Below are 25,654 nucleotides of genomic sequence, written 5' to 3'. Positions count from 1 at the left end.
CCCTATTGGCATACTGCCGATATTTGTATCAGTTCGACGCCTTCTGGCGGGGTAAAGTGGTAGTTAACCGGGCAGGTCATCGTGTTATCTGCGCTCCACTTCAGGACAAACGCCCCCTCTTCCGGCATGCCGGACAGATAAAGCTCGCCATTTTCGCCCACAATGCCGGTTACGCTGCCGTGGGGTAAATCAGCCGAGGCCATGGCGCCAAACGGCACCGGTTTGCCACTCTTCTGCCGCACATTGAACAGGACGCGATAGCCCACGTGAGTGACAAACTCCGCCCGTACCACCGCGCCGCGCGTCGGGATAACGCTGAGGATACTGTTGTCGATTTCGACGTTGGCCTTCGCAAAGTAATCGCTGTCGATCTCCACTCTGTTTTCATCGTAGGCGTTGAGCTGCGTCTGTACCGTATAGCCGCGCCAGTCCGTCGCCTTACCCGTACCATTCTCCAGCGCCAGGCCGGAAGCTCCCGGGGCTTTAACCAGCGCGACGGTTTCCCCCAGTTCCTGAGAGAAAGTTATGCCATCGCTGTGGGCCAGAATCCCGCCCTTCATTCCATAGTTGAGGCGCTGGTTGTCCTGGGTATAGTCGTAACTGGCGTTTACCGAACCATAGGTGCCGTCATAGCCCACCCCTGCGCTGTTGTTGTAATCTTCGTTATCCGCATCGTAAGACTGCTGAACGTTCCAGGAGAGGTTGTGCGCATCCAGCGCGTTACCGCTCAGCCCCACCTGGTGCATCCCTTTTCCGTGGTTGTTTTGGGTGTACCCATAGTTGACGTAGCTGTCATGCAGCCAGCCTGACAACGGTATGGAGAGGGAGAGCATAAAAATCTGTTCGCTGCCCTGACTGTCGCTGACGTCAGTGTCGGTGCTATTTTGGGCCGAGGTGAGTGAATCGGTGTAGTTCCAGGAGACGTTCCAGGAAATAGCGCGCCAGCTATTGCTGTAGCCCAGCTGCACCAGCCGCTCGACTTCATCCATCTTCCAGTACTGCTGGCGGCTAAGGGTAAGATAAATATTTCCCATCCCGTCGCCAAAGGTCTGCGTCCATGTTCCCTCCAGACGGCTACGGCGGTTACCTGTCGTCCAGAAGTCGCTCTCGTTATTCTGCCGGGACGCCCATTCGTTCAGGGTGTAGTAGCCCTCTGTGGAGTAGCGGTAGCCCACCAGCCGAAACGTTGTGTTCGTTTCATCAAAACGTTTGGAATAGAGAAAACGGTAAGATTGCCCGCTTTCGTCATCGTCCTCAAACCGCGAGCGGGCATGCGTTACGTCCAGCGAAAGGGCGCCCAGCGAACCCATATCTTTCCCCACGCCAAGCGCGGCGGAGGTGTAATCGCTGGTTCCCTGCACGCCCCCGTAGAGGGTAATACCCGCAGGAAAACCGTGTAACACCTGCGCCTGAAAAACGGTCGGCTGAAAATCGTTTTGATCGCGCAGTTCACCCGCGCTGATATCGACATCGGTTTGGTCTTCACGCTTCAGGATCGCCAGTGAGGCGTAAGGCTGGGTAAAATGTTGCTCGCTGCCATCCTCTTCTTTGATGGTAACATCCAGATCGCCACCCGAATTGGTGGTGTTTAAATCCTTGAGCGCAAACGCTCCCTGCGGTACGGCAGACTGGTAAATGATGTAACCGTTTTGCCGCACAATCACGGTCGCATTGCTTTTCGCCACGCCGCGAACCACTGGCGCAAACCCCGTCAGGCTCGAAGGCAGCATGTCATCATCCGTGTAGAGACGCATCCCTCGCAGTTGCGTGCTGTCAAACACGTCGCTTGCGGTCCATGTATCCCCCAGCATAATTTGGCTGCGTAACGCGGCGATATCGCGCTGTAAATAGGTATTGATCGAATGATACGAAGACTCGCCATCGGTCACGTTTAGCGTACTGTAGTTACGTAAACGCCATGCCCCCAGGTTGGCACCGTTGCGCAGGTTCAGATAATAAAAATCGTTGTTATCATCCTCGTTCGAATGCACCGTGCTGGAGCCGGAAAAATCGTAGTTCACCATCAGCGCATTGATGCCCTCATCCCAGCGTGAGGGATTGATATAGCCGCGCGCCGATACATCAATATAGATTTGCGGCAACGTGACGTTAAGCTGGAGTTTATCCGTATCAAACGTCCAGGTTGAGCCAGGAACGAGCGGCGCGGGGTCCAGACAGGCTTTGTCATCTATGTCGTTAAGGGCCTTGATAGCCGCCACTTTGACCCCAAGCTCAGCGAGCACGGTTTTGATGTCTGAGAAGCAAGGATGCAGGTTGCTGGTGGCAGTATCTTCGACAAAGGTCACCTCCCGGCGGTCAACATATTCGCCGTTTACATAGATGCTTACCTTATAGTTCCCGGCAGGCAGACTGTTCGCGCGATTAAACTGGTGGATATCCACGTCCACCGGATGATCGATTTCAAGCAGCGCAGGGTTAAACATATCCCTCGCGGCCACCTCGCCGGATAAACCAAGCACCATCCCGGAAGCAAGCGCGATGAAAATACGGTAACACTCCATAAATAAACCATCCTTTGCTTAAAGCGCTGCTTTTAAATCCTGACTAATCGCACCGAAATCATTCACATACCGCCAAACCAGCGCATGGCCATTCACGCCTTCCGGTAAGGGTAAACGCAGGGTTTCAAAGGGATGGACGATATTGAGCGGCACATCTTTGCCGTCCACTGTCACATTCATAACGTTGATATTTAGCGGCGTGGGATTTTCAACTACCAGCTGCCGATTTTCTCTGTGCCACTTCACCTGCGTGGCGGCGCGCTCCGGGGTAATGTTCAACGAGGCCGGACGCCAGATCAGCTTGATACGTGTCTTAATGGCGATTTCCATCGCGTTCGGCTTATTGCTCGCCGGGGGAATATTTTTGATGTTCAGCCAGAACACCGACTCCCGATCCTGCGGTAAATTGCCCTCGGTTTTCATAATGCGCAGAATTTTTTCCTGCCCAGCCTCCAGACGAGATACCGGTGGAATGACGGTAAACGGTGGTTTTTTCGCGGTTCCTGTATTACTGAAGGGGTCAACCCATGTTTGAATAAGATAAGGGATAGCCGCTTCGTTATTTTTGACAGTAATGGTTGCGTCGGATTTATCACTCGAATAAACCACTCGTGTGCCACCGATAACCACACCTGCCGATGCCATTGTAGAAATACCCGTAAGACAACACGCTAATAATACATTCACTATACGCCCTGGCATAATCCAATGTCCTTATATATAAAGGAGCCTGTAAATAAGTTCTTAACAGGCTCCGAATCCATAACCGCTGATTATTTCAGGTATTCAATAGTAAACTGAGAGTCAGCATTCGCAGTACCCGGCGTCACTGTTGCCAGAGTCTGGACGAATTTCGCCTTGAATCCCATATCCGCTTTACCATCTGCAATGGCAACGTATTTAGAATTGTTATACAAAGGGATCGCGGTATCATCGCTCAGGTTGAACAGTTTTATCGCCACGCCCGTCGCCGCAATGGCGTCGCCGCTGCCAGTGAACTCACCGTCCGTACCGTCTTCGTTCACCGGCGTACCGATTGAAAGATAACCTTTACCGATGGTATCTTTATCTTCCGTCCCGTCAAAGCGTACCGCCGCCTGAGTATAGGTTGCCGGGCAGCCTTCCAGACGGATGTGGAAATCTTTAACAGACGCGGTGGAATCAATACCCGCGAAGGTTTTTACCGATACACGACCAATATTAACAGTCTGATTACTGGTATCAGTCGTGACTGTACAAGTAGAATCAATTACCTCGCCACGGAAATGAACAGTACCGTCAGCCGCTAATGTCGCACCTGAAAACAGGACGGAAGATAAAACCAGTGAAGTGGCTATAACGTTTAATTTCATGAAACTCTCCATAATTTACATTATTTGTATGCGTCTCATTTATACATTCAAATAAAACACACCATCCTTTAACGCGTGGCGATAGTACAGTTCATTCCTGCTCTATGACAAATATGTTTTCCCACATGAAATATCTTTAAAATGGAACAATAAAAATTAAAAATAAAAAAACCCTTAAAAATAAGAACAAAACATAATTAAAAAATGCTATTGATATCTCTTCTCTATTTTTTTAAGAATTTATCAATATCTTTTCTTTGTCATAGCTAAATCAGATTCTTTTTTAAGCAGACATAGGTGAAATGAGCAGATAGAGCAAAAATGTAAGAAAAAATGAAAAAAGAAACAGGTTGCGATAAAAAGAAATAATCGCTGAGGGGAGGGCTATGAGGCTGCCAGAATACTGGCAGCCTCGGGTAGGCTGGAGATTATTCTACGGTGACGGACTTCGCCAGGTTACGTGGCTGGTCTACGTCGGTGCCTTTGATCAGCGCGACGTGATAAGCCAGCAGTTGCAGCGGTACGGTGTAGAAGATCGGCGCAATCACCTCTTCCACATGCGGCATCTCGATGATGTGCATGTTGTCGCTGCTGGCGAAACCGGCATCTTTATCCGCAAAGACGTACAGAACACCACCACGGGCGCGCACTTCTTCGATGTTAGATTTCAGTTTTTCCAGCAGTTCGTTGTTAGGTGCCACCACGATAACTGGCATATCCGCATCGATCAGCGCCAGCGGGCCATGCTTCAGCTCGCCTGCCGCATAGGCTTCAGCGTGAATATAAGAGATCTCTTTGAGCTTCAGTGCGCCTTCCAGCGCAATCGGATACTGATCGCCACGCCCCAGGAACAGGGAGTGATGTTTGTCAGAGAAATCTTCAGCCAGCGCCTCAATGCGTTTGTCCTGAGACAGCATCTGCTCAATACGGCTCGGCAGCGCCTGAAGGCCATGCACGATGTCGTGTTCAACGGAAGCATCCTGGCCTTTCAGACGCGCCAGTTTCGCCACCAGCATCAGCAGAACGGTCAGCTGAGTAGTAAACGCTTTGGTGGAAGCCACGCCGATTTCGGTACCCGCTTTGGTCATCAGCGCCAGATCGGATTCACGTACCAGGGACGATCCCGGCACGTTACAAATGGCCAGCGAGCCGAGGTAACCCAGTTCTTTAGACAGACGCAGCGCCGCCAGGGTATCGGCCGTTTCGCCAGACTGAGAAAGGGTGATCATCAGGCTGTTACGACGCACCGCAGATTTGCGATAGCGGAACTCAGAGGCGATTTCCACATCACACGGCACACCCGCCAGGGATTCAAACCAGTAGCGCGAGACCATACCGGAGTTGTAAGAGGTACCGCAGGCCACGATCTGAATGTGCTCGACTTTGCTCAGCAGTTCGTTGGCATTGGCGCCCAACTCGCTCAGATCCACTTCACCATGGCTGATGCGACCAGTCAGGGTGTTTTTAATGGCGTTTGGCTGTTCGTAGATCTCTTTCTGCATGTAGTGACGGTAAGCACCTTTGTCGCCCGCGTCGTATTGCAGGTTTGATTCGATCTCCTGACGCTTAACCTGCTCGCCTTTTGTGTCGAATACGGTCACGCTGCGACGTGTCACCTCGGCAATGTCTCCCTCTTCCAGGAAGATAAAGCGACGGGTAACCGGCAGCAGCGCCAGCTGGTCGGAAGCGATAAAGTTTTCACCCATGCCCAGACCAATCACCATCGGACTACCGGAACGCGCGGCCAGCAGCGTGGACGGGTCGCGGGAATCCATGATCACCGTACCGTAAGCACCACGTAGCTGAGGGATAGCGCGCAGCACCGCATCACGCAGTGTACCGCCCTTTGCCAGCTCCCAGTGCACCAGGTGAGCAATCACTTCGGTGTCGGTTTCAGAGACGAAGGTATAGCCGCGCGCTTTCAGTTCTTCACGCAGCGGTTCGTGGTTTTCGATAATGCCGTTATGCACGACCACGATGTGTTCAGACACATGCGGGTGTGCGTTGCCTTCAGATGGCTCACCGTGGGTCGCCCAGCGGGTATGCGCAATACCGGTGCCACCGTGCAGCGGATGTTCTTCCGCAGCCTGGGCCAGCATCTGCACTTTACCGAGACGGCGCAGACGGGTCATATGACCTTCTGCATCAACGACAGCCAGCCCGGCTGAGTCGTAACCACGGTATTCCAGACGACGTAAACCTTCGAGAAGGATTTCAGCAATATCACGCTGCGCAACTGCGCCAACAATTCCACACATAGTTATATTTCCTGATTATGGCGTTATGCCATGCGTTGTCGCTGACCTGTATTTGCCCTTTCCGGGCGCCCCGAGCCTTGTAGAGAGTGGGGTTATTTTTATGGGTACTGCTTGTGGGGGGAGGATTATGTTATCCCCTCACCCCGGCCCTCTCCCCAAAGGGGCGAGGGAGAAAAACACCGCACCGAACAATCCCCTCTCCCCTGTGGGGAGAGGGTTAGGGTGAGGGGTATAAATCCGTTACTTCTGCTTCACCGGGCGTTTCCAGCCCTGCTTGCTGACCTGCGGAACGCGGCTTAACACCAGCTCGTTCTCGGCCACATCGCGCGTAACGGTTGTCCCGGCGGCAATGGTCACGCCTTTGCCCACGGTAACAGGCGCCACCAGCTGGGTATCGGAGCCTACAAACACGTCATCACCAATGATGGTTTTAAACTTATTGGCGCCGTCATAGTTACAGGTAATCGTCCCTGCACCAATGTTTACGTTGTCGCCAATTTCCGCATCGCCCAGATAGGTCAGATGACCCGCTTTAGAGCCCTTACCCAGACGCGCTTTTTTCATTTCCACGAAGTTACCTACGTGAGCACCTTCCAGCAGCTCAGCGCCCGGGCGCAGACGCGCAAATGGGCCAATCGTACAGGCCGCCTCAAGATGGGCATCTTCCACCACGCTGTACGGGCTGATTTCGCAGTCGTCACCGATCGCGCTGTTTTTAATCACACAGCCGGTGCCGATTTTGACGCGGTTGCCCAGCGTGACGTTACCTTCCAGGATAACGTTAGTATCTATTTCAACGTCGCGCCCGTGGGTCAGCGTGCCACGCAGATCGAAACGCGCCGGATCGCGCAGCATAACGCCCGCGAGCAACAGCTTTTCTGCCTGCTCGGACTGGTAAATACGCTCAAGACGGGAAAGCTGGAGACGGTTGTTTACCCCGTCCGTTTCGCTGATACGCGCCGGATGAACGGCAGCAATCTCACGCCCTTCCTGGTAAGCCATCGCAATGATGTCGGTGATGTAGTATTCACCCTGCGCGTTGTTATTGTTGAGTCTGGACAGCCAGCGCTTCATATCCGCACCGTTCGCAATCAGGATGCCGGTGTTGATCTCCTGAATCTGGCGCTGTTCGTCAGTGGCATCTTTATGCTCAACAATCCCCGTCACGTTGCCGTTTTCACGCGTAATGCGGCCATAGCCGGTTGGATCGTCCAGCACGACGGTCAACAAACCGATGCCACCCTGCGGTTTGGCTTCACGCAGGCGGGTGAGGGTTTCAACGGAGATCAGCGGGACGTCGCCGTAGAGCATCAGGATATCTTCATCATCAGCGAAGAAGGGTGCAGCCTGCTGCATTGCATGACCCGTACCCAGCTGTTCTGCCTGAAGCACCCAGTTGAGATTGTCGTCACGCAGCGTTTTTTTCAGCAGATCGCCGCCATGTCCATAAACCAGATGCACCTGGCTGGCGCCTAATTCATTCGCTGCATCAATAACATGCTGAACCATTGGCTTTCCTGCCAGCGTGTGGAGCACCTTAGGCAGATCGGAATACATGCGGGTACCTTTGCCTGCGGCAAGGATCACCACGCTCATCGCACTGTTTAACATACGCATCCTGACGGTAGTTTGTGTGAGAAGTAAAAACGTTTGATGCTTAAAATTCTACATCTTTTTCATCATGAATTAAGGCCGAAAAAAAAAGCCAGCCTGGGATCCAGACTGGCTTTTGTGCTTTTCAAGCCGGTGTTACATCGCTTTTTTGGTCAACTCGATAACGCGCAGTTTCGCGATCGCTTTGGCCAGCTCCGCAGACGCCTGAGCGTAATCCACGTCACCATGAGAGCTGTTAATGTGCTCTTCAGCCTTACGCTTCGATTCCAGGGCTCGCGCTTCGTCGAGATCCTGGCCACGAATAGCGGTATCGGCCAGAACGGTCACACTGCCTGGCTGCACTTCAAGAATGCCGCCGGACAGATAGATAAACTCTTCATGACCGAACTGTTTAACGATGCGGATCATACCAGGCTTAATGGCGGTGAGCAGCGGTGCGTGACCCGGGAAAATACCCAGTTCACCTTCACTACCCGTTACCTGGATTTTCTCGACCAGACCAGAGAACATTTGTTGCTCTGCGCTGACGACGTCCAGGTGGTAAGTCATTGCCATATCACCCTCCGATTAAGGCGTTAAAGTTTTTTGGCTTTTTCCACGGCTTCTTCGATGGAACCAACCATGTAGAACGCCTGCTCTGGCAGGTGATCGTATTCGCCTTCCATGATGCCTTTAAAGCCACGGATGGTGTCTTTCAGGGAAACGTATTTACCTGGAGAACCGGTGAATACTTCCGCAACGAAGAACGGCTGGGACAGGAAGCGCTGGATCTTACGCGCACGTGCTACCACCAGTTTGTCTTCTTCAGACAGTTCATCCATACCCAGGATGGCGATGATGTCTTTCAGTTCCTGATAACGTTGCAGCAGGGACTGTACGCCACGCGCGGTGTCGTAGTGCTCCTGGCCAACAACCAGTGGATCCAGCTGACGGCTGGTGGAGTCCAGCGGGTCAACGGCCGGGTAGATACCCAGAGACGCGATCTGACGGCTCAGTACCACGGTTGCATCTAAGTGAGCAAAGGTGGTGGCTGGAGATGGGTCAGTCAAGTCATCCGCAGGTACGTATACCGCCTGAACGGAGGTGATAGAACCAGTTTTGGTAGAGGTGATACGTTCCTGAAGAACACCCATCTCTTCCGCAAGCGTAGGCTGATAACCTACCGCTGAAGGCATACGACCCAGCAGTGCAGATACTTCAGTACCGGCCAGGGTGTAACGGTAGATGTTATCAACGAACAGCAGAACGTCACGGCCTTCGTCACGGAACTTCTCAGCCATCGTCAGGCCAGTCAGCGCAACGCGCAGACGGTTTCCTGGTGGCTCGTTCATCTGGCCGTAAACCAGGGATACTTTATCCAGAACGTTGGAGTCGGTCATTTCGTGGTAGAAGTCGTTACCCTCACGAGTACGTTCACCTACGCCCGCAAACACGGAGTAACCGGAGTGCTCGATCGCGATGTTACGGATCAGCTCCATCATGTTTACGGTTTTACCTACACCCGCACCACCGAACAGACCGACTTTACCGCCCTTCGCAAACGGACACATCAGGTCGATAACTTTGATGCCGGTTTCCAGCAGTTCCTGAGAGCTGGACAGCTCTTCGTAGGAAGGTGCCGCGCGGTGGATAGCCCAACGCTCTTCTTCACCGATGTCGCCTTTCATGTCGATTGGTTGACCCAATACGTTCATGATACGACCCAGTGTTGCTTTACCTACCGGGACTTCGATCGGGTGCTCAAGGTCTTTTACTTCCAGACCACGACGCAGACCGTCGGAAGAACCCATGGCGATGGTACGCACGATACCGCCGCCGAGCTGCTGCTGAACTTCCAGCACCAGGCTCTCGTTACCATTCTGTACCTCAAGCGCGTCGTACACGCGTGGTACGGCGTCCTGAGGGAACTCGACGTCCACCACGGCGCCGATTACCTGGACAATCTTTCCAGTAGCCATCTTGAATCCTCTACGTAATTCGTAAACCTGGTTAAACCGCGGCGGCCCCCGAGACGATCTCGGTGAGTTCCTGAGTAATGCTGGCCTGACGAGCTTTGTTGTAAACCAACTGCAGCTCTTTAATCAGGCTGCCGCCATTATCGGTCGCGGCTTTCATCGCCACCATTCGTGCGGCCTGCTCGCTGGCCAGGTTTTCTACAACGCCCTGATAAACCTGAGATTCAACGTAACGACGCAGCAGGGTATCCAGCAGCGGTTTCGGATCGGGTTCATACAGGTAATCCCAGGCTTTCTGTTTCAGCTCGTCATCTTCTGATGCCGGTAACGGCAGCATCTGAGTGAGCGTAGGCACCTGAGACATGGTGTTAATAAATTTGTTGCTGACAACGTACAGTCTGTCCAGACGGCCTTCATCGTAGGCCTGCAACATCACTTTAACCGGGCCGATCAGTTCGGACAGGGACGGGTTATCACCCATACCGGTCACCTGAGCGACAATGTTGCCACCAACGGAGTTAAAGAAAGAGACGCCTTTAGAGCCAATCAGTGCCAGATCGCACTGAACGCCTTTATCGGACCAGCCTTTCATATCCGCCAGCAGTTTTTTGAACAGGTTAATGTTCAAGCCGCCACACAGACCACGGTCAGTCGACACCACCAGGTAGCCCACGCGCTTAACGTCGCGTTCTTCCAGGTAAGGGTGCTTATATTCCAGATTACCGTTTGCAAGGTGACCAATCACTTTGCGCATGGTCTCTGCATAAGGACGGCTGGCCGCCATGCGATCCTGCGATTTACGCATTTTGGAAGCGGCGACCATCTCCATCGCTTTAGTGATCTTTTGCGTGTTCTGGACGCTTGCGATCTTACTACGTATCTCTTTTGCGCCGGCCATGAGCTTCTCCTCAATGCCAGACGGCTTGTCCTGAGACAAGCCGCCGGACGATTACCAGGATTGGGTTGCTTTGAAGGAATCGAGGATAGCTTTCAGCTTGCCTTCGATTTCGTCGTTATAGCCACCGGTCTGGTTGATCTCTTGCATCAGCGGAGCGTGATCACGGTCGACGTAAGCCAGCAGAGCGGCTTCGAAGCTACCGATTTTCGCCAGTTCCACATCTTCGAGGTAACCGCGTTCAGCCGCGAACAGTACCAGGCCCTGCTGAGCAACAGACATTGGCGCGTACTGTTTCTGCTTCAGCAGCTCGGTCACTTTCTGACCGTGGCTCAGCTGTTTACGGGTTGCTTCGTCCAGATCGGATGCGAACTGAGAGAACGCAGCCAGTTCACGATACTGTGCCAGCGCGGTACGGATACCACCGGACAGTTTCTTGATGATCTTGGTCTGAGCGGCACCACCCACACGGGATACGGAGATACCCGGGTTAACCGCCGGACGAATACCGGAGTTAAACAGGTTGGTTTCCAGGAAGATCTGACCATCGGTAATGGAGATTACGTTGGTCGGAACGAACGCAGAAACGTCACCCGCTTGGGTTTCAATGATCGGCAGGGCGGTCAGAGAACCTGTTTTACCCTTCACTTCACCTTTGGTGAAGTTCTCGACGTATTCCGCGTTAACGCGGGAAGCACGCTCCAGCAGACGAGAGTGGAGGTAGAATACGTCGCCCGGGAATGCTTCACGTCCTGGTGGACGACGGAGCAGCAGGGAAACCTGACGATAAGCAACAGCCTGTTTAGACAGGTCATCGTATACGATCAGCGCATCTTCACCGCGGTCACGGAAGTATTCGCCCATTGCGCAACCGGCGTATGGTGCCAGGTATTGCAGTGCAGCAGATTCAGACGCGGTTGCTACCACAACGATGGTGTTAGACAGTGCGCCGTGCTCTTCCAGTTTACGAACCACGTTGGAAATGGTGGACGCTTTCTGGCCGATAGCCACGTACACACATTTGATGCCGGAATCACGCTGGTTGATGATGGCGTCGATTGCCATCGCGGTTTTACCGGTCTGACGGTCACCGATGATCAGTTCACGCTGACCACGACCGATTGGGATCATGGCATCAACGGACTTATAACCCGTCTGTACTGGCTGATCAACAGACTGACGGTCAATAACGCCTGGTGCGATAACTTCGATTGGTGAGAAGCCATCGTGCTCAACCGGACCTTTACCGTCGATTGGCGCACCCAGGGTGTTAACAACGCGACCCAGCAGGCCACGGCCAACCGGCACTTCCAGAATACGGCCAGTACACTTAACCTTCATGCCTTCGGCGAGGTCAGCGTATGGACCCATCACAACGGCACCTACGGAGTCGCGCTCCAGGTTCAGTGCGATAGCGTAACGGTTACCCGGCAGGGAAATCATCTCACCCTGCATACAATCGGCCAGGCCGTGGATGCGGATAACACCGTCACTTACAGAAACAATAGTACCTTCGTTGTGAGCTTCACTCACAACATTGAACTGAGCAATGCGCTGCTTGATCAGTTCGCTGATTTCGGTGGAATTCAGTTGCATGCTCCAGTCCCCTTAAGACTGCAAGACGTCTGCAAGGCGCTCAAGACGGCCGCGTACGCTGCCATCAATGACCATATCACCCGAGCGGATGATTACGCCTGCCATTACAGACTTATCGATTTTGCAATTCAGCTTAACTTTGCGTGACAGACGTTTTTCCATCGCGGCGGTGATTTTCGCAAGCTGTTCGTCACCCAGTTCAGTCGCGGAAGTTACTTCAACTTCAGCGGTAGCTTCACTAAGGGCACGTAAGTGCTCAAACTGCTCGAGAACATCCGGGAGCACACGGAGACGACCATTTTCCGCCATCACCTTAATCAGGTTCTGGCCGTTGGCATCCAGTTGCTCTCCGCACACGGCGATAAACGACGCGGCGAGGGTTTCAGGCGCTAACGCACCAGAAAGCAACTCGGCCATTTGTTCGTTTTTCGTCACCTCAGCGGCAAACGCCAGCATATTCTGCCAGCGATCGACATTTTGGTGTTCGACAGCAAAGTCAAAAGCTGCTTTGGCGTAGGGGCGAGCTACCGTAACAAATTCAGACATCAGCCCCTCCCTCCTTACAGTTCAGCGACAAGTTTGTCCACGATGTCGCTGTTAGCAGCTTCATCCACGGAACGTTCGATGATCTTCTCGGCGCCAGCAACAGCCAGAATCGCAACCTGCTTACGCAGTTCTTCACGAGCACGTTTACGCTCAGCTTCAATTTCAGCCTGAGCCTGTGTCACGATCTTAGTACGTTCCTGTTCTGCTTCAGCTTTGGCTTCGTCCAGGATCTGAGAACGGCGTTTGTTAGCCTGTTCAATGATTACCTGAGCTTCAGCTTTCGCTTTTTTCAGCTGGTCTGTCGCGTTGGCCTGTGCAAGGTCCAAATCTTTCTTAGCGCGTTCTGCGGAAGCCAGACCGTCAGCAATTTCTTTCTGACGTTTTTCGATGGCAGCCATTAAAGGCGGCCATACATACTTCATGCAGAACCAGACAAAGAGAATAAACGCGATGGCCTGGCCGAGGATTGTTGCGTTCATGTTCACAGCACAATACCTCTTAAATTTCTGTGGCTTGGGGTTTTAAAACAACTACTACGCGACAGCAAACATCACGTACAGACCCAGACCTACAGCGATCATTGGGATTGCATCCACCAGACCCATAACGATAAAGAACTGAGTACGCAGCAGAGGAATCAGATCAGGTTGACGCGCTGCGCCTTCCAGGAATTTGCCCCCGAGGATGCCGATACCGATCGCAGCACCGATAGCCGCCAGACCCATCATCACAGCGGCAGCCATGTACAGCAGATCCATATTCAGGTTTTCCATGACAGTCTCCAGTTTGTTTCAATTAAAACGTAGTAGTGTTGGTAAAAAATCAGTGCTCTTCAGACGCCATCGACAGATAGACGATCGTCAGAACCATGAAGATAAAGGCTTGCAGCGTAATGATCAGGATGTGGAAAATGGCCCATGGCACATTCAGAATCCACTGTGACCACCACGGCAGAAGACCCGCGATCAGAATGAAAATCAGCTCACCCGCATACATGTTGCCGAACAGTCGCAGACCCAGTGAAACAGGTTTGGACAGCAGGCTAACGCCTTCCAGAATCAGGTTGACCGGAATAAACGCCCAGTGGTTGAACGGCTGCAAGGTAAGCTCTTTCACAAAGCCGCTTACGCCTTTCATTTTGATGCTGTAGAACAGAATGAGGATAAATACGCCCAGCGCCATCGACAGGGTGATGTTCACGTCGGCAGACGGAACCACGCGCAGTGCAGGCAGGCCGAGTACGTGCTCACCGATCCAAGGTAAGAAATCGATAGGCAGGAGGTCCATCAGGTTCATCAGGAAGACCCAAACGAACACGGTCAGGGCCAGCGGAGCAATCAGTTTGCTCTTACCATGGTACATGTCTTTCACGCTGCCATGGACGAAGCCGATGATCATCTCGATGAACGTCTGGAATTTCCCTGGAACACCGCTGGTCGCCTTTTTAGCAACGCTACGGAACATGGCCAGGAACAGAAGACCCAAAACCACCGAGAAGAACATGGAGTCGATGTTGATCGTCCAGAAGGTGGCCGGGGGGTTATGTGGATCCACCAGCGAGAATGTACGCAGGTCCAGCTGAAGGTTATTCAGATGGTGACCTATGTAATCCTGCGGCGTCATATTTTCTGAAGCCATGATGCCTTTTACCCTTTGTTATTGATTACAGCTGGAGCCAGAACTTGTACCACCAGCACCAAAACCCACGTTGCTATCAGCGGCATGAATACCACTTTCAAAACCGCCAGCGCCATCACCAGTAGAGCAAAGGTCAGCAACACCTTACACACTTCGCCGAGAGCGAAGGACCAGGCCACGCGGCCTTTGGCAGGTGTATGCGCCTGATGACGCCAGGCAAAAATCATAAACAACACGTTTGGCAGAACCACCGCCAAACCTCCGCACGCGGCGGAGATGCCCCAGAAGGGGTCTTTGAGGCTAAACAGCAGTCCACTTGCTATCACAGCCAGAAACTGAATGAACAGAAGCTTACGAGCAACGTTTCTACTCAAGAGCGACACAGACATCACGTTTTTACTCCTGCTCCCTTCGAGGTATGCCGCGTGTCGTATAAAACGTCCTTTAAGGCTCAGAGTCAAGCATCAAAAAGCGGTCAAATTATACGGTGCGTACCCGTGATTTCAAACATTAAGTAGCGAAAAGGTGAATAAATGTTTAAATATTTTTCCCCAGTCCTATTTTTCAACTTTTGACCTAAGCGTTGACCTTCAGGCAAAACTGCAAACAGCGCGGAAACGTTGGTGATAAAGCGTGCACGAGATCACAAAATACACATTTGCGATAAAGTGGTATTTATCAAAGACGTAAAACGATTAATTTCATCTGCATGAAATTAAAGCAAAAAAACCGCAACTATTTTTAAAACAGAGCCGTATACAACAAAAACCTTTTATTGACATTCTTAATAAATATTTAACATTCCATTCTTGTTGCTTTTACCCACTTTTAGCAGACTGATAATTTCATGGTTGACTATCCTCTGAGTGAACGAATCACGTCAGGTTAACCATAAGAAAATCCATGGTAACAACAAGGTTAAATTAACGACGACCAAATCAGACTGAATGTGCTGCTTTTTAACACGATCAGAACAGCACAAATTCCACATTTTTTATTAATTTTTTAAAAAGTGTTTGGCTTAATTATCACCAGATGACGCTCACCTTCGAGCTGAGGGATCTGGAGTTTCTCAATGGATTCGACAACAAAACCGTCCGGAAGCTGCTCGATTTCGTCCCCCGGAAGTTGCCCTTTCAGCGCATAAAAACGCCCCTTCTCCGCTGGCAGGTGTTTGCACCAGCTCACCATGTCATTGAGTGAGGCAAACGCGCGGCTGATAACACCGTCAAACGGTGGCTCTGCCGGGAACTCCTCTACCCTGCTCTGTACGGGCGTAATGTTTTCCAGCTTCAGCTCATGCTGAACCTGGCGTAAAAAGCGTACGCGCTTGCCCAGGCTGTCCAGCAGCGTGAAATGACTCTCCGGTCGAACAATAGACAACGGAACGCCCGGCAAGCCCGGACCGGTGCCCACATCGATAAAACGTTCACCGTTCAGATACGGCGCCACGACGATGCTATCGAGAATATGGCGAATCAGCATCTCGTTGGGATCGCGTACGGAGGTGAGGTTGTACGCTTTATTCCATTTGTTCAGCATATCGACATAGGCCACCAGCTGATTTTTCTGGTGATCGGTGAGCGAAATACCTGCCTGTTCCAGCAGACGAGAGAGTTTATTGAGCACGGTGGATACCTGTTGAGAAACTTAAGTGGCGGGTGGCGCTTCGCTAACCCGCCCTACGGGTTCAGTAGGCCCGGTAAGCGCAGCGCCACCGGGCTATTTACAGAACATTACGCGCTACGGCGCAGCATGCCCTGCTTTTTCAGCCACACCAGCAGAATCGAAATCGCGGCAGGTGTGACGCCAGAGATACGTGAGGCCTGGCCAATCGATACAGGTTTGTGATCGTTCAGCTTAGCGATCACTTCGTTGGAAAGGCCCGTCACCTGACGGTAGTCCAGCATTTCCGGCAGCAGCGTGTTTTCGTTGCGCTGCTGTTTTTCGATCTCATCCTGCTGACGCGCGATGTAGCCTTCGTACTTCACCTGAATTTCGACCTGCTCGGCCGCTTCAGCGTCTTCAAGGCCCGGTGCGAACGCCGTCAGTTTGACCAGATTCTCGTAGGTGACTTCAGGACGGCGCAGCAGATCTTCCCCACTGGCTTCGCGCGACAGCGGTGCTGTTAAGTGAGCATTCACTTCAGCAGCAGTTTCCGCCTGCGGATTCACCCAGGTGGTTTTCAGGCGCTGACGTTCCTGTTCAATGCGTTCCAGCTTCTCGTTGAAGCGCGCCCAGCGCTCGTCATCCACCAGACCCAGCTCGCGGCCCACCTCGGTCAGACGCAGATCGGCATTGTCTTCGCGCAGCATCAGGCGATATTCCGCACGAGAAGTAAACATGCGGTACGGTTCTTTGGTCCCCAGCGTGCAGAGATCGTCGACCAGAACGCCCAGGTAAGCCTGAGAACGCGCCGGTGCCCAGCCCTCTTTCTCGGCAGAGAAGCGAGCGGCGTTCAGACCGGCCAGCAGCCCTTGCGCGGCAGCTTCTTCGTACCCGGTGGTGCCGTTAATCTGGCCTGCGAAGAACAGACCCTGGATGAATTTGCTTTCCAGCGTCGGCTTCAGGTCACGCGGATCGAAGAAATCGTACTCAATAGCGTAGCCAGGACGAACGATCTTCGCGTTTTCCATGCCCTGCATTGAACGCACAATCTGCATCTGCACGTCGAACGGCAGGCTGGTGGAGATGCCGTTCGGGTAAATTTCGTTAGAGGTCAGCCCTTCCGGTTCGAGGAAGATCTGGTGCTGATTACGATCGGCAAAGCGCATCACTTTGTCTTCGATCGACGGGCAATAACGCGGGCCGATCCCTTCGATCACACCAGCATACATTGGGCTGCGATCGAGATTATTGCGGATCACGTCATGGGTTTTTTCATTGGTGTGCGTGATGTAGCACGGCACCTGCTGCGGATGTTGCGCCGCATTGCCCATGAACGAGAACACCGGCATCGGGTTATCGCCGTGCTGCTGTGCCAGCACGCTGAAATCAATGGTGCGCGCATCAATACGCGGCGGCGTGCCGGTTTTCAGGCGGCTTACGCGCAGCGGCAGCTCACGCAGACGACGAGATAACGGAATTGACGGCGGATCGCCAGCACGACCACCGCTGTAATTGTCCAGACCAATATGGATTTTACCGTCCAGGAATGTCCCGACCGTCAGCACCACCGCTTTTGCGCGGAATTTGAGACCCATTTGGGTCACGGCGCCAACAACACGATCGTTCTCCACGATAAGATCTTCTACCGCCTGCTGGAAGATCATCAGGTTCGGTTGGTTTTCCAGCGCGGTGCGCACAGCCTGACGGTAAAGCACACGGTCTGCCTGTGCACGGGTGGCGCGAACAGCCGGACCTTTACTCGCGTTTAGTATCCTAAACTGAATACCCGCATGATCGATCGCTTTCGCCATCAGGCCGCCAAGTGCATCCACTTCTTTTACCAGGTGTCCTTTCCCAATGCCGCCAATCGCCGGATTACAGGACATTTGTCCCAGCGTGTCGATATTGTGTGTCAAAAGCAGGGTCTGCTGACCCATTCGCGCTGCGGCCATTGCGGCCTCAGTGCCTGCGTGACCCCCGCCAATGATGATGACGTCAAAAGGATCCTGATAAAACATGGTGGTCTGCCTCGCGTAAAGCGGTATGAAAATGGATTGAAGCCCGGGCCGTGGATTCTACTCAACTTTAGTCTTTCGAGAAAGCATTGGGATCCTGGGCTATTAAAAAGAAGATCTTTTTATTTAGAGATCTGTTCTATTGTGATCTCTTATTAGGATCGCAGACCTCTGTGGATAAGTCCGATCCCATAAATAAGATCATGCAGTTAGGAAGGATCGTTTGCTGTGAATGATCGGTGATCCAGGACCGTATAAGCTGGGATCAGATCGCCACTTTATACACAGGTCAAAAACTAAACCAACGTTGTTATTTGGATAACTACGGCTTAATACGAGCTTTTAACCAGAGTTATCCACATCTGTTCGCACGATCTTTAATCGTTTTTGAGTAAATTTTTCCATTCCGCGAGCCAGATCTCGGCTGGATCTTCGGGAATATCATGATCGAGGATGTTGATCTTCAGCGTTTCACCCAGCTGTTTTGCTCCGCAGGCGGTCACCGCAGCTTCTACTTTCTCTATGGCGCCACAGAAAGTGTCATATTCACGGCTACCTATCCCCACAGCGCCAAACCGGACGTTTGACAGATCGGGCTGTTGTTCCAGCAGTTCGTCATATAAAGGTTGCAGGTTATCTGGCAGATCGCCCGCGCCGTGCGTGGAGGTGATCAGCAGCCAGACCCCGTCAGTCGGGAGATCTTCCAGCAGCGGTCCGTGCAGCGTTTGTGTAGAAAAGCCCGCGTCTTCCAGCTTCTCAGCCAGATGTTCCGCTACATATTCCGCACCGCCCAGGGTGCTGCCGCTGATAAGAGTAATGTCCGCCATTGATCGCTCGCTCAGATAAAGAGGCGGCCATTGTACGCTGTGAACGAGCTGGGATCTACCTGTGGAAAATGTGGGAATGAAATTGCCCGATCACGGGCGGATAGTACGCATGATCGGGTTTTGCAGGGAGATCAGGGTTTCAGTGGACTGAATTTCATCGATTGTTTGGATCTTGTTGATAAGTACCTGCTGGAGGGCGTCAATGGATCGGCACATGACCTTTATAAAGATGCTGTAGTGCCCGGTGGTGTAGTACGCCTCAGTGACTTCATCCAGCGCGTTCAGTTTCTCCAGCGCGGAGGGGTAATCTTTGGCGCTTTTCAGAATAATGCCAATGAAGCAGCAGACGTCGTAGCCGAGTTGCTTCGGGCTGACATCAATGCGTGCGCCGGTGATGATCCCGGCCTGCTTCATTTTCTCTACGCGAACGTGAATGGTCCCCGGGCTGACGCCAAATTGTTTCGCCAGTTCGGCATACGCGGTGCGTGCGTTGGCCATGAGCGCTTCCAGAATGCCGCGGTCCAGATTGTCGATCTGATAATTTTCCATAGGTTTTTCTTATGAAGATTAATGATTCCTTCTATTCTAGCGTCTTATTTTAACGAATCAAAAGTGAAGGAGGCTTTTTGTTGATGAGTTATTGAATTAAGCGCCTGTTCTGTTGCTTAATCAGTATCAACAGGACGCAGGAGTATAAATAATGAAAACCGCTTACATCGCAAAACAACGCCAGATCAGTTTCGTTAAATCCCATTTTTCCCGCCAGCTGGAAGAGAAGCTTGGCCTTATTGAAGTTCAGGCGCCGATTCTGAGCCGCGTGGGTGACGGGACGCAGGATAACTTGTCTGGTTGCGAAAAAGCGGTACAGGTAAAAGTGAAAACACTGCCAGACGCCCAGTTCGAAGTGGTTCATTCCCTGGCGAAGTGGAAGCGTCAAACCCTGGGACAACACGACTTCAGCGCGGGCGAAGGGCTTTACACGCACATGAAAGCCCTTCGCCCCGATGAAGACCGTCTCTCCCCAATTCACTCTGTCTACGTTGACCAGTGGGACTGGGAGCGCGTAATGGGTGACGGCGAGCGCCACGTTGGCACGCTGAAGTCTACCGTTGAGGCGATCTACGCCGGGATCAAAGCGACCGAAGCGGCCGTAAGCAAAGAATTTGGTCTGGCACCGTTCCTGCCGGAAACGATCCACTTTGTTCACAGTCAGGAATTGCTGAGCCGTTTCCCGGATCTGGATGCCAAAGGTCGTGAACGCGCGATTGCCAAAGAGCTTGGCGCGGTATTCCTGATCGGCATTGGCGGAAAATTGTCTGATGGTAAACGTCACGACGTCCGTGCGCCGGATTACGATGACTGGAGCACAGTGGGCGAAAGCGAATATGCTGGTCTGAACGGCGATATTCTGGTCTGGAACCCGGTTCTGGAAGATGCGTTTGAACTCTCTTCAATGGGGATCCGCGTGGATGCTGAAGCACTGAAGCGTCAGCTGGCCGTGACCGGTGATGAGGATCGTCTGCAACTGGAATGGCACCAGGCGCTGCTGCGCGGTGAAATGCCGCAGACCATCGGCGGTGGTATTGGCCAGTCTCGTCTGACCATGCTGCTGTTGCAACTGTCCCATATCGGTCAGGTGCAGTGTGGGGTCTGGCCGCAGCAGGTACGTGAGAGCGTCGGTTCTCTTCTTTAATTAACGTCGCCAGCGTCTGAGCAGGCGGCTACGCAACCCGGTATCAAAGCGCCAGATATGATCGAAGATGCGCATGATGCCGGGTTTTCCATGTGCAGACATCGCCACGGCATGGAAACGGTGCTGGTGCACGCGCTGCATCTCCTTCACTTTATTCACGACGTCGTCCGGCAGCCGCTGGGCAATAAAATCGGAAATCACCACCGCATCCGCGTCGTACCAGTCACCGCCCTGCATGCGCTCAATGATACTGCGAAAACAGCTGGCCAGATCGGTGCCGCCGCGAAAGCGCTGGCTTAAAAAGCGGATCGCCTGCTCCAGCCCCTGCGGGCTGGTCAGTTCATACCCCACCACTTCGCTGGAAAAGAGCATGATGTAGCAGCGACGACGATCGGCGAGCGCCACGCGCATCAGGGCCAGGCAGAACGCTTTTGCGCACTGTTCATTAAAGCCCCCCATCGATCCGGACGTATCGACGCAAACAATGAATGGGCCTCGCGGTTGCTCATCAAAATCCTGGTGCACCACCGGACGCTGGCTGATCTTCTCGCGCCAGGCTTCGCCATGCAGTCGATAGGTAATGAGCTGTTTTTCCACCAGCCGACGATAAAACTCATACTCCAGTTCGGTCATTCCCAGCGTGCTGAGTTCCGTTGGCAGCAGGCGCAGGATGTCATCGCTTTGCTGTAGCCCGTCCACCTGCTCCGGTACGGTGGAGGGTTCGCGTACCAGCGTTCGGAAGGTCTCCATCGGCGCATCTTTCTTTGGGACCGACCGGGCCTCCCGGGAGCGGCCGAGCTGTTCTGCGAGCTTCATCAGCTCCGGCTGTTGCGCCAGAAAGTCGCCGTACTTCACGATCAGCTGATAATCGCCCCGCTTTAACTGGCCGGCACTCATATCCCAGAGTCGACCAGCGGCGTTTTCATTCTCCACCAGCACCTGTTCTAACTGGCCGCTCAGGGTCATTCGCTCCTGGACCTCACTGAGCAACTGTTCGCGCTCTTCGTCCAGCAACTGCTGATTGAGGGCCGTGGCCTGGACCACAAGGCTCAGTCGCCAGCGCTGTAAAAACAGCGTATGCAGGGCGGAAGTGAAGCTGGGGTTGTCCGTGACCAGCGCTCTGGCCTGGCTGGCAAACGGGGAGTGAACGTTATCAAGCAGCGTCAGAGTTTGCTGTAGCTGGGCAAAAAACTGCGGCGTTGAAAGCCGCTGGCACTGCTGGTAACCAGCCACTTCCTCTGTCAGTTCCGGCGGGACTTCCGTCTCCTTAAACCGCTGGCGCAGGTTATCGCGCCAGCGGGGAAGATCGTCCGTCATTGCTTTTCGGAGCTTCGGGAATTTTTCAAAGAAGGCCGCCAGCTGCGGTGAAGCGAGCAGGGTAATGACGACCTCTTCGATCAACCCTTCCTCGCTAACCGCCAGCATGACGTTAAGCGTGTCCAGCGTTAGCATTGACGCGCCTGTTTAATCTGCGCGCTGACATCCTGCAAGCTGGCTTCAATGCGACCTAACCAGTCGCTATGGATAAAGAGGCATTTCTGCTGCTCGCTGAAGCGGGTGTGCTGCTGATGCCATTCGTTATCCAGCGCGTCGAGCTGCTGTTTGATCTCCTCCGGCACAGTGTCGGAGGCCGTGCCCGGCAGCGCCAGGCGCGATCCCTGAAGGCTGACGTCGCGGATCACAAGGTGCTGGCTGCTGTCGACTTCCATCGACAACGGCTGTGCAAAGCCGATACCGTTGAGTTTACCGCGGATCTCACCGCCCTTATCCAGCCACTGAACCAGCGCAACGCGTTCGATAGTCACATGCACAACCTGCATATCATGAAGCTTCAGCGGCTGCTGAAGAAGAAGCGTTAGCGAGGCGTCAGTCAGCCCGGCTGGCAGTTCGTAGTGCAGTTTACGGGCAAACATCCCGCCAAGACGGTTCACCTTCAGCGCGGTTTTGTCACTTTGCTGCTGCTGGAGCTGAAGGCGACGTTGAGCAATCGCCCCCAGTTGATTAAGCATGGATTGCTGACCCCACGCGTGTCCGGTCATCAAAACGTCCAGCTGCTGCTGCATCAGATTCATCCCTTCTGCGTCATGCCACAGGCAGTCTTTCAGCAGGATCAGATCGATGGGAGCGACAGCATCGCGGCCGCTAAACAGCGCGCTTGCCTGGAGCAGACGAATGGCTTTTTTCCAGCGACGATCGGAGACGTACGGCGCGGAGGGCAGTAAATCAAGCTGCTGGCGCAGCATGAAGATCAGCTCAAAAACGGAATCGGGCAGTTTTATCTTGCCGATCTCCTCCTGCCACTGGTGGTATTCCTCGTCCGTGACCTGCAATGACGCTGCCACCGGGTTTTCGTTTTCATCCTGCTGGCTTACCAGCATAGAACGGAAGTTTGATTTATCCTGGACTTTATCCAGCCACAGGCGGATCAGCATACGGTCATACAGCGCTTCCAGGCTGCTGTCGGCTTCGGGCAATTCGTTTGACGCGGCCACCAGCAGGCGCATGGGGATCTTCTCTTCGCTGGCGCCGTTGCGGAATCGGCGTTCGTTAATTGCCGTCAGCAGGGTATTCAGAATGGCCGGGCCGGCTTTCCAGATCTCATCAAGAAAGACGATTTCCGCTTCCGGGAGATAGCCCGCCGTCAGACGTTCATAGCGTCCCTCATCTTTTAGCGCCTGAATGGAGAGTGGGCCGAAAACTTCTTCCGGCGTGGAGAAGCGCGTCATCAAATACTCGAATGCGCGCGCGTTCTGGAAAGCGAATTTGAGGCGGCGTGCGATCAGACTTTTGGCAATGCCCGGCGGCCCCAGCAGAAACACGCTTTCCCCGCTCAGCGCCGCCAGTAAACAGAGACGAATGGCGTGGCTACGCTCGTAAAGGCCTTTTTCCAGCGCACTGCTGAGGCGGGAAATTCTTTCTGCTAATAAATGTGAGTGAGCCATAATTGTTTTGCATCCTTTCGCCGTCGTGGCGGCTAATTGAAGCGAGTATAGACGTTTCGGTCTGGCCTGGTAATAGGCTGAAGTGCGGCGCTATTTTCTTTGCGCTACATTAATGTGGCTGCATTTAGGGGTACGATTTTGCATTGAATCGTGCATACTGTGCGCTTTTTGTGGGCCAAGGGACTAAGCACACATTTGTTATTCAAACGAAAAGACTAGTCTATGAGCACTGATAATAAGCAATCATTACCCGCAGTAACGCTTGCGGCGATCGGGGTTGTCTACGGTGATATCGGCACCAGCCCGCTTTATACGCTTCGTGAATGTCTGTCCGGTCAGTTTGGTTTTGGTGTAGAGCGTGACGCCGTATTTGGTTTCCTCTCGCTCATCTTCTGGCTGCTGATCCTGGTGGTCTCCCTTAAGTATCTCTCTTTCGTTATGCGGGCTGATAACGCGGGCGAGGGCGGTATTCTGACCCTGATGTCCCTTGCCGGGCGCAATACGTCTGCAAGAATGACCTCCGTGCTGGTCATCATTGGCCTGATTGGCGGCAGCTTCTTCTATGGAGAAGTCGTGATTACGCCGGCGATATCGGTAATGTCGGCCATAGAGGGGCTGGAGATTGTCGCGCCACAGCTTGATACGTGGGTGGTGCCACTCGCTATTATCGTGCTGACGTTACTGTTTGCTATACAAAAACACGGTACCGGGCTGGTGGGTAAGCTGTTCGCGCCTATTATGCTGGCCTGGTTCCTGATCCTGGCGGCGCTGGGCTTACGCAGTATTATCGCCAACCCGGATGTCCTGCACGCGCTGAACCCATTGTGGGCGGTGCATTTCTTCCTGGAATATAAAGTGGTGTCGTTTGTGGCGCTGGGTGCGGTGGTACTTTCCATTACCGGTGTTGAAGCGCTGTATGCGGATATGGGCCACTTCGGGAAACTCCCTATTCGCGTCGCATGGTTTAGCGTGGTCTTGCCTTCACTGGTGCTGAATTACTTCGGTCAGGGCGCGCTGCTGCTTGCACACCCTGAAGCGATTAAAAACCCGTTCTTCCTGCTGGCGCCGGACTGGGCGCTGGTTCCGATGCTGATCCTGGCGACGCTGGCGACGGTCATTGCCTCTCAGGCTGTCATTTCCGGCGTATTCTCCCTGACGCGTCAGGCCGTGCGGTTGGGTTATCTCTCCCCAATGCGCATTATCCATACCTCAGAGATGGAGTCTGGCCAGATCTACATTCCGTTCGTCAACTGGCTGCTCTACTTCGCGGTGGTGATTGTCATCGTCAGCTTTGAGCACTCCAGTAATCTGGCGGCGGCGTACGGTATCGCGGTAACCGGAACGATGGTGTTGACCTCTATTCTCTCCACCACCGTGGCGTACCGTAACTGGCACTGGAATAAGTTCCTCGTGGGGCTAATCCTGGTTGGCTTCCTCTGTATCGACGTGCCGCTGTTCTCTGCGAATCTCGACAAGATTGTCTCCGGTGGCTGGCTGCCGCTGACGCTGGGTCTGGTGATGTTTATTGTGATGACGACGTGGAAGAGCGAACGTTTCCGCCTGCTGCGTCGTATGCATGAGCACGGTAACTCTCTGGAGGCCATGATCGCCTCGCTGGAGAAATCCCCACCGGTGCGCGTGCCGGGCACGGCGGTGTATATGTCTCGCGCGCTGAACGTAATCCCGTTTGCGCTGATGCATAACCTCAAGCACAACAAAGTGCTGCACGAGCGCGTGATCCTGCTGACGCTGCGTACTGAAGATGCGCCGTACGTTCACAACGTGCGTCGCGTACAGATTGAACAGCTGTCGCCAACCTTCTGGCGCGTGGTGGCAAGCTACGGCTGGCGCGAAACGCCGAACGTGGAAGAGGTGTTCCACCGCTGCGGTCTGGAAGGCCTGAGTTGCCGCATGATGGAGACGTCGTTCTTTATGTCCCACGAGTCGCTGATCATCGGCAAGCGCCCATGGTATCTGCGCCTGCGCGGCAAGCTGTATCTCATTCTGCAACGTAACGCCCTGCGTGCGCCTGACCAATTTGAGATCCCGCCTAATCGCGTGATTGAGCTGGGCACGCAGGTCGAGATTTAAGACTCCGTGCGGGCTGATGCCCTCACCCCGACCCTCTCCCACAGGGCTGAGGGTTCCCCAGAAAAATGAAAAGCACGATGAAGTGTGATCTACTGGTTGCGC

22 protein-coding genes are annotated in these 25,654 nt (G+C 53.4%); 2 read left to right on the top strand and 20 right to left on the bottom strand.

Annotation, left to right across the window (positions count from 1 at the left end; genetic code table 11):
* Positions 1-2: 2 nt before the first annotated feature.
* The 18 genes from ACOTYB_RS14660 to asnC form a co-directional block, all read right to left on the bottom strand.
* Positions 3-2,522, bottom strand: a complete 2,520-nt coding sequence (locus tag ACOTYB_RS14660) for a fimbria/pilus outer membrane usher protein (protein WP_421765831.1) — start codon at positions 2,520-2,522, stop codon at positions 3-5.
* Between the two features lie 18 nt (positions 2,523-2,540).
* The gene (locus ACOTYB_RS14655; RefSeq protein WP_022652100.1) at positions 2,541-3,224 is read right to left on the bottom strand and encodes a fimbrial chaperone; all 684 of its coding nucleotides are present in this window, start codon (positions 3,222-3,224) and stop codon (positions 2,541-2,543) included.
* A gap of 71 nt (positions 3,225-3,295) precedes the next feature.
* Positions 3,296-3,874, bottom strand: a complete 579-nt coding sequence (locus ACOTYB_RS14650) for a chaperone-usher fimbrial major subunit (protein WP_003861165.1) — start codon at positions 3,872-3,874, stop codon at positions 3,296-3,298.
* Between the two features lie 428 nt (positions 3,875-4,302).
* Positions 4,303-6,132, bottom strand: coding sequence for a glutamine--fructose-6-phosphate transaminase (isomerizing) (gene glmS, locus ACOTYB_RS14645; protein WP_023315070.1), 1,830 nt, complete (start codon positions 6,130-6,132; stop codon positions 4,303-4,305).
* Between the two features lie 240 nt (positions 6,133-6,372).
* Entirely contained in the window at positions 6,373-7,743 is a 1,371-nt protein-coding gene (glmU, locus tag ACOTYB_RS14640; RefSeq protein ID WP_023315069.1) for a bifunctional UDP-N-acetylglucosamine diphosphorylase/glucosamine-1-phosphate N-acetyltransferase GlmU, read from the bottom strand.
* Positions 7,744-7,881: 138 nt separating this feature from the next.
* Positions 7,882-8,301, bottom strand: a complete 420-nt coding sequence (locus ACOTYB_RS14635) for a F0F1 ATP synthase subunit epsilon (RefSeq protein ID WP_003862360.1) — start codon at positions 8,299-8,301, stop codon at positions 7,882-7,884.
* Between the two features lie 20 nt (positions 8,302-8,321).
* On the bottom strand, positions 8,322-9,704 hold the full coding sequence (atpD, locus tag ACOTYB_RS14630) for a F0F1 ATP synthase subunit beta (protein ID WP_003862362.1): 1,383 nt from the start codon (positions 9,702-9,704) through the stop codon (positions 8,322-8,324).
* Positions 9,705-9,735: 31 nt separating this feature from the next.
* Entirely contained in the window at positions 9,736-10,599 is an 864-nt protein-coding gene (gene atpG / locus ACOTYB_RS14625) for a F0F1 ATP synthase subunit gamma (protein ID WP_003862364.1), read from the bottom strand.
* Between the two features lie 51 nt (positions 10,600-10,650).
* The gene (atpA, locus tag ACOTYB_RS14620; protein ID WP_003862367.1) at positions 10,651-12,192 is read right to left on the bottom strand and encodes a F0F1 ATP synthase subunit alpha; all 1,542 of its coding nucleotides are present in this window, start codon (positions 12,190-12,192) and stop codon (positions 10,651-10,653) included.
* Positions 12,193-12,204: 12 nt separating this feature from the next.
* On the bottom strand, positions 12,205-12,738 hold the full coding sequence (atpH, locus tag ACOTYB_RS14615; RefSeq protein WP_220153456.1) for a F0F1 ATP synthase subunit delta: 534 nt from the start codon (positions 12,736-12,738) through the stop codon (positions 12,205-12,207).
* 14 nt (positions 12,739-12,752) lie between these two features.
* Complete coding sequence (gene atpF / locus ACOTYB_RS14610) at positions 12,753-13,223, bottom strand: F0F1 ATP synthase subunit B (protein WP_003862370.1); 471 nt, start codon at positions 13,221-13,223, stop codon at positions 12,753-12,755.
* 48 nt (positions 13,224-13,271) lie between these two features.
* On the bottom strand, positions 13,272-13,511 hold the full coding sequence (gene atpE, locus ACOTYB_RS14605) for a F0F1 ATP synthase subunit C (protein WP_000429386.1): 240 nt from the start codon (positions 13,509-13,511) through the stop codon (positions 13,272-13,274).
* Positions 13,512-13,560: 49 nt separating this feature from the next.
* Positions 13,561-14,376, bottom strand: coding sequence for a F0F1 ATP synthase subunit A (gene atpB / locus ACOTYB_RS14600; RefSeq protein ID WP_003862373.1), 816 nt, complete (start codon positions 14,374-14,376; stop codon positions 13,561-13,563).
* A gap of 8 nt (positions 14,377-14,384) precedes the next feature.
* Entirely contained in the window at positions 14,385-14,765 is a 381-nt protein-coding gene (gene atpI / locus ACOTYB_RS14595) for a F0F1 ATP synthase subunit I (protein ID WP_003862375.1), read from the bottom strand.
* A gap of 616 nt (positions 14,766-15,381) precedes the next feature.
* Positions 15,382-16,005, bottom strand: coding sequence for a 16S rRNA (guanine(527)-N(7))-methyltransferase RsmG (gene rsmG / locus ACOTYB_RS14590; protein ID WP_003862377.1), 624 nt, complete (start codon positions 16,003-16,005; stop codon positions 15,382-15,384).
* Positions 16,006-16,112: 107 nt separating this feature from the next.
* Positions 16,113-18,002, bottom strand: a complete 1,890-nt coding sequence (gene mnmG, locus ACOTYB_RS14585; RefSeq protein ID WP_003862379.1) for a tRNA uridine-5-carboxymethylaminomethyl(34) synthesis enzyme MnmG — start codon at positions 18,000-18,002, stop codon at positions 16,113-16,115.
* Between the two features lie 374 nt (positions 18,003-18,376).
* A complete protein-coding gene (gene mioC, locus ACOTYB_RS14580; protein WP_003862381.1) occupies positions 18,377-18,826 on the bottom strand; it encodes an FMN-binding protein MioC in 450 nt (149 codons plus the stop codon).
* Between the two features lie 90 nt (positions 18,827-18,916).
* Complete coding sequence (gene asnC, locus ACOTYB_RS14575; protein WP_003862383.1) at positions 18,917-19,375, bottom strand: transcriptional regulator AsnC; 459 nt, start codon at positions 19,373-19,375, stop codon at positions 18,917-18,919.
* Between the two features lie 151 nt (positions 19,376-19,526).
* Here asnC and asnA point away from each other — a divergent pair, with 151 nt between their 5' ends.
* Entirely contained in the window at positions 19,527-20,519 is a 993-nt protein-coding gene (gene asnA / locus ACOTYB_RS14570; protein WP_003862385.1) for an aspartate--ammonia ligase, read from the top strand.
* Here the strand turns inward: asnA and viaA are convergent, their stop codons facing one another.
* Positions 20,520-21,971: an ATPase RavA stimulator ViaA gene (gene viaA / locus ACOTYB_RS14565; RefSeq protein ID WP_220153455.1), complete on the bottom strand. Its 1,452-nt coding sequence runs from the start codon at positions 21,969-21,971 to the stop codon at positions 20,520-20,522. It lies immediately after the preceding gene.
* Positions 21,965-23,461 (bottom strand): ATPase RavA, encoded by a 1,497-nt coding sequence (ravA, locus tag ACOTYB_RS14560; RefSeq protein WP_220153454.1) that lies wholly within the window; start codon positions 23,459-23,461, stop codon positions 21,965-21,967. Before ravA ends, viaA begins: the two co-directional genes overlap by 7 nt.
* Before the next feature lie 222 nt (positions 23,462-23,683).
* Between ravA and kup the strand changes: the two genes are divergently transcribed.
* The gene (gene kup, locus ACOTYB_RS14555; protein WP_003862390.1) at positions 23,684-25,552 is read left to right on the top strand and encodes a low affinity potassium transporter Kup; all 1,869 of its coding nucleotides are present in this window, start codon (positions 23,684-23,686) and stop codon (positions 25,550-25,552) included.
* The last annotated feature ends 102 nt before the right edge of the window (positions 25,553-25,654 follow it).

The sequence above is a fragment of the Enterobacter cloacae complex sp. IR5450 genome (assembly GCF_049238665.1).
Lineage (GTDB): Bacteria > Pseudomonadota > Gammaproteobacteria > Enterobacterales > Enterobacteriaceae > Enterobacter > Enterobacter hormaechei_C.
This window is presented reverse-complemented; position numbering and strand designations above follow the sequence as displayed.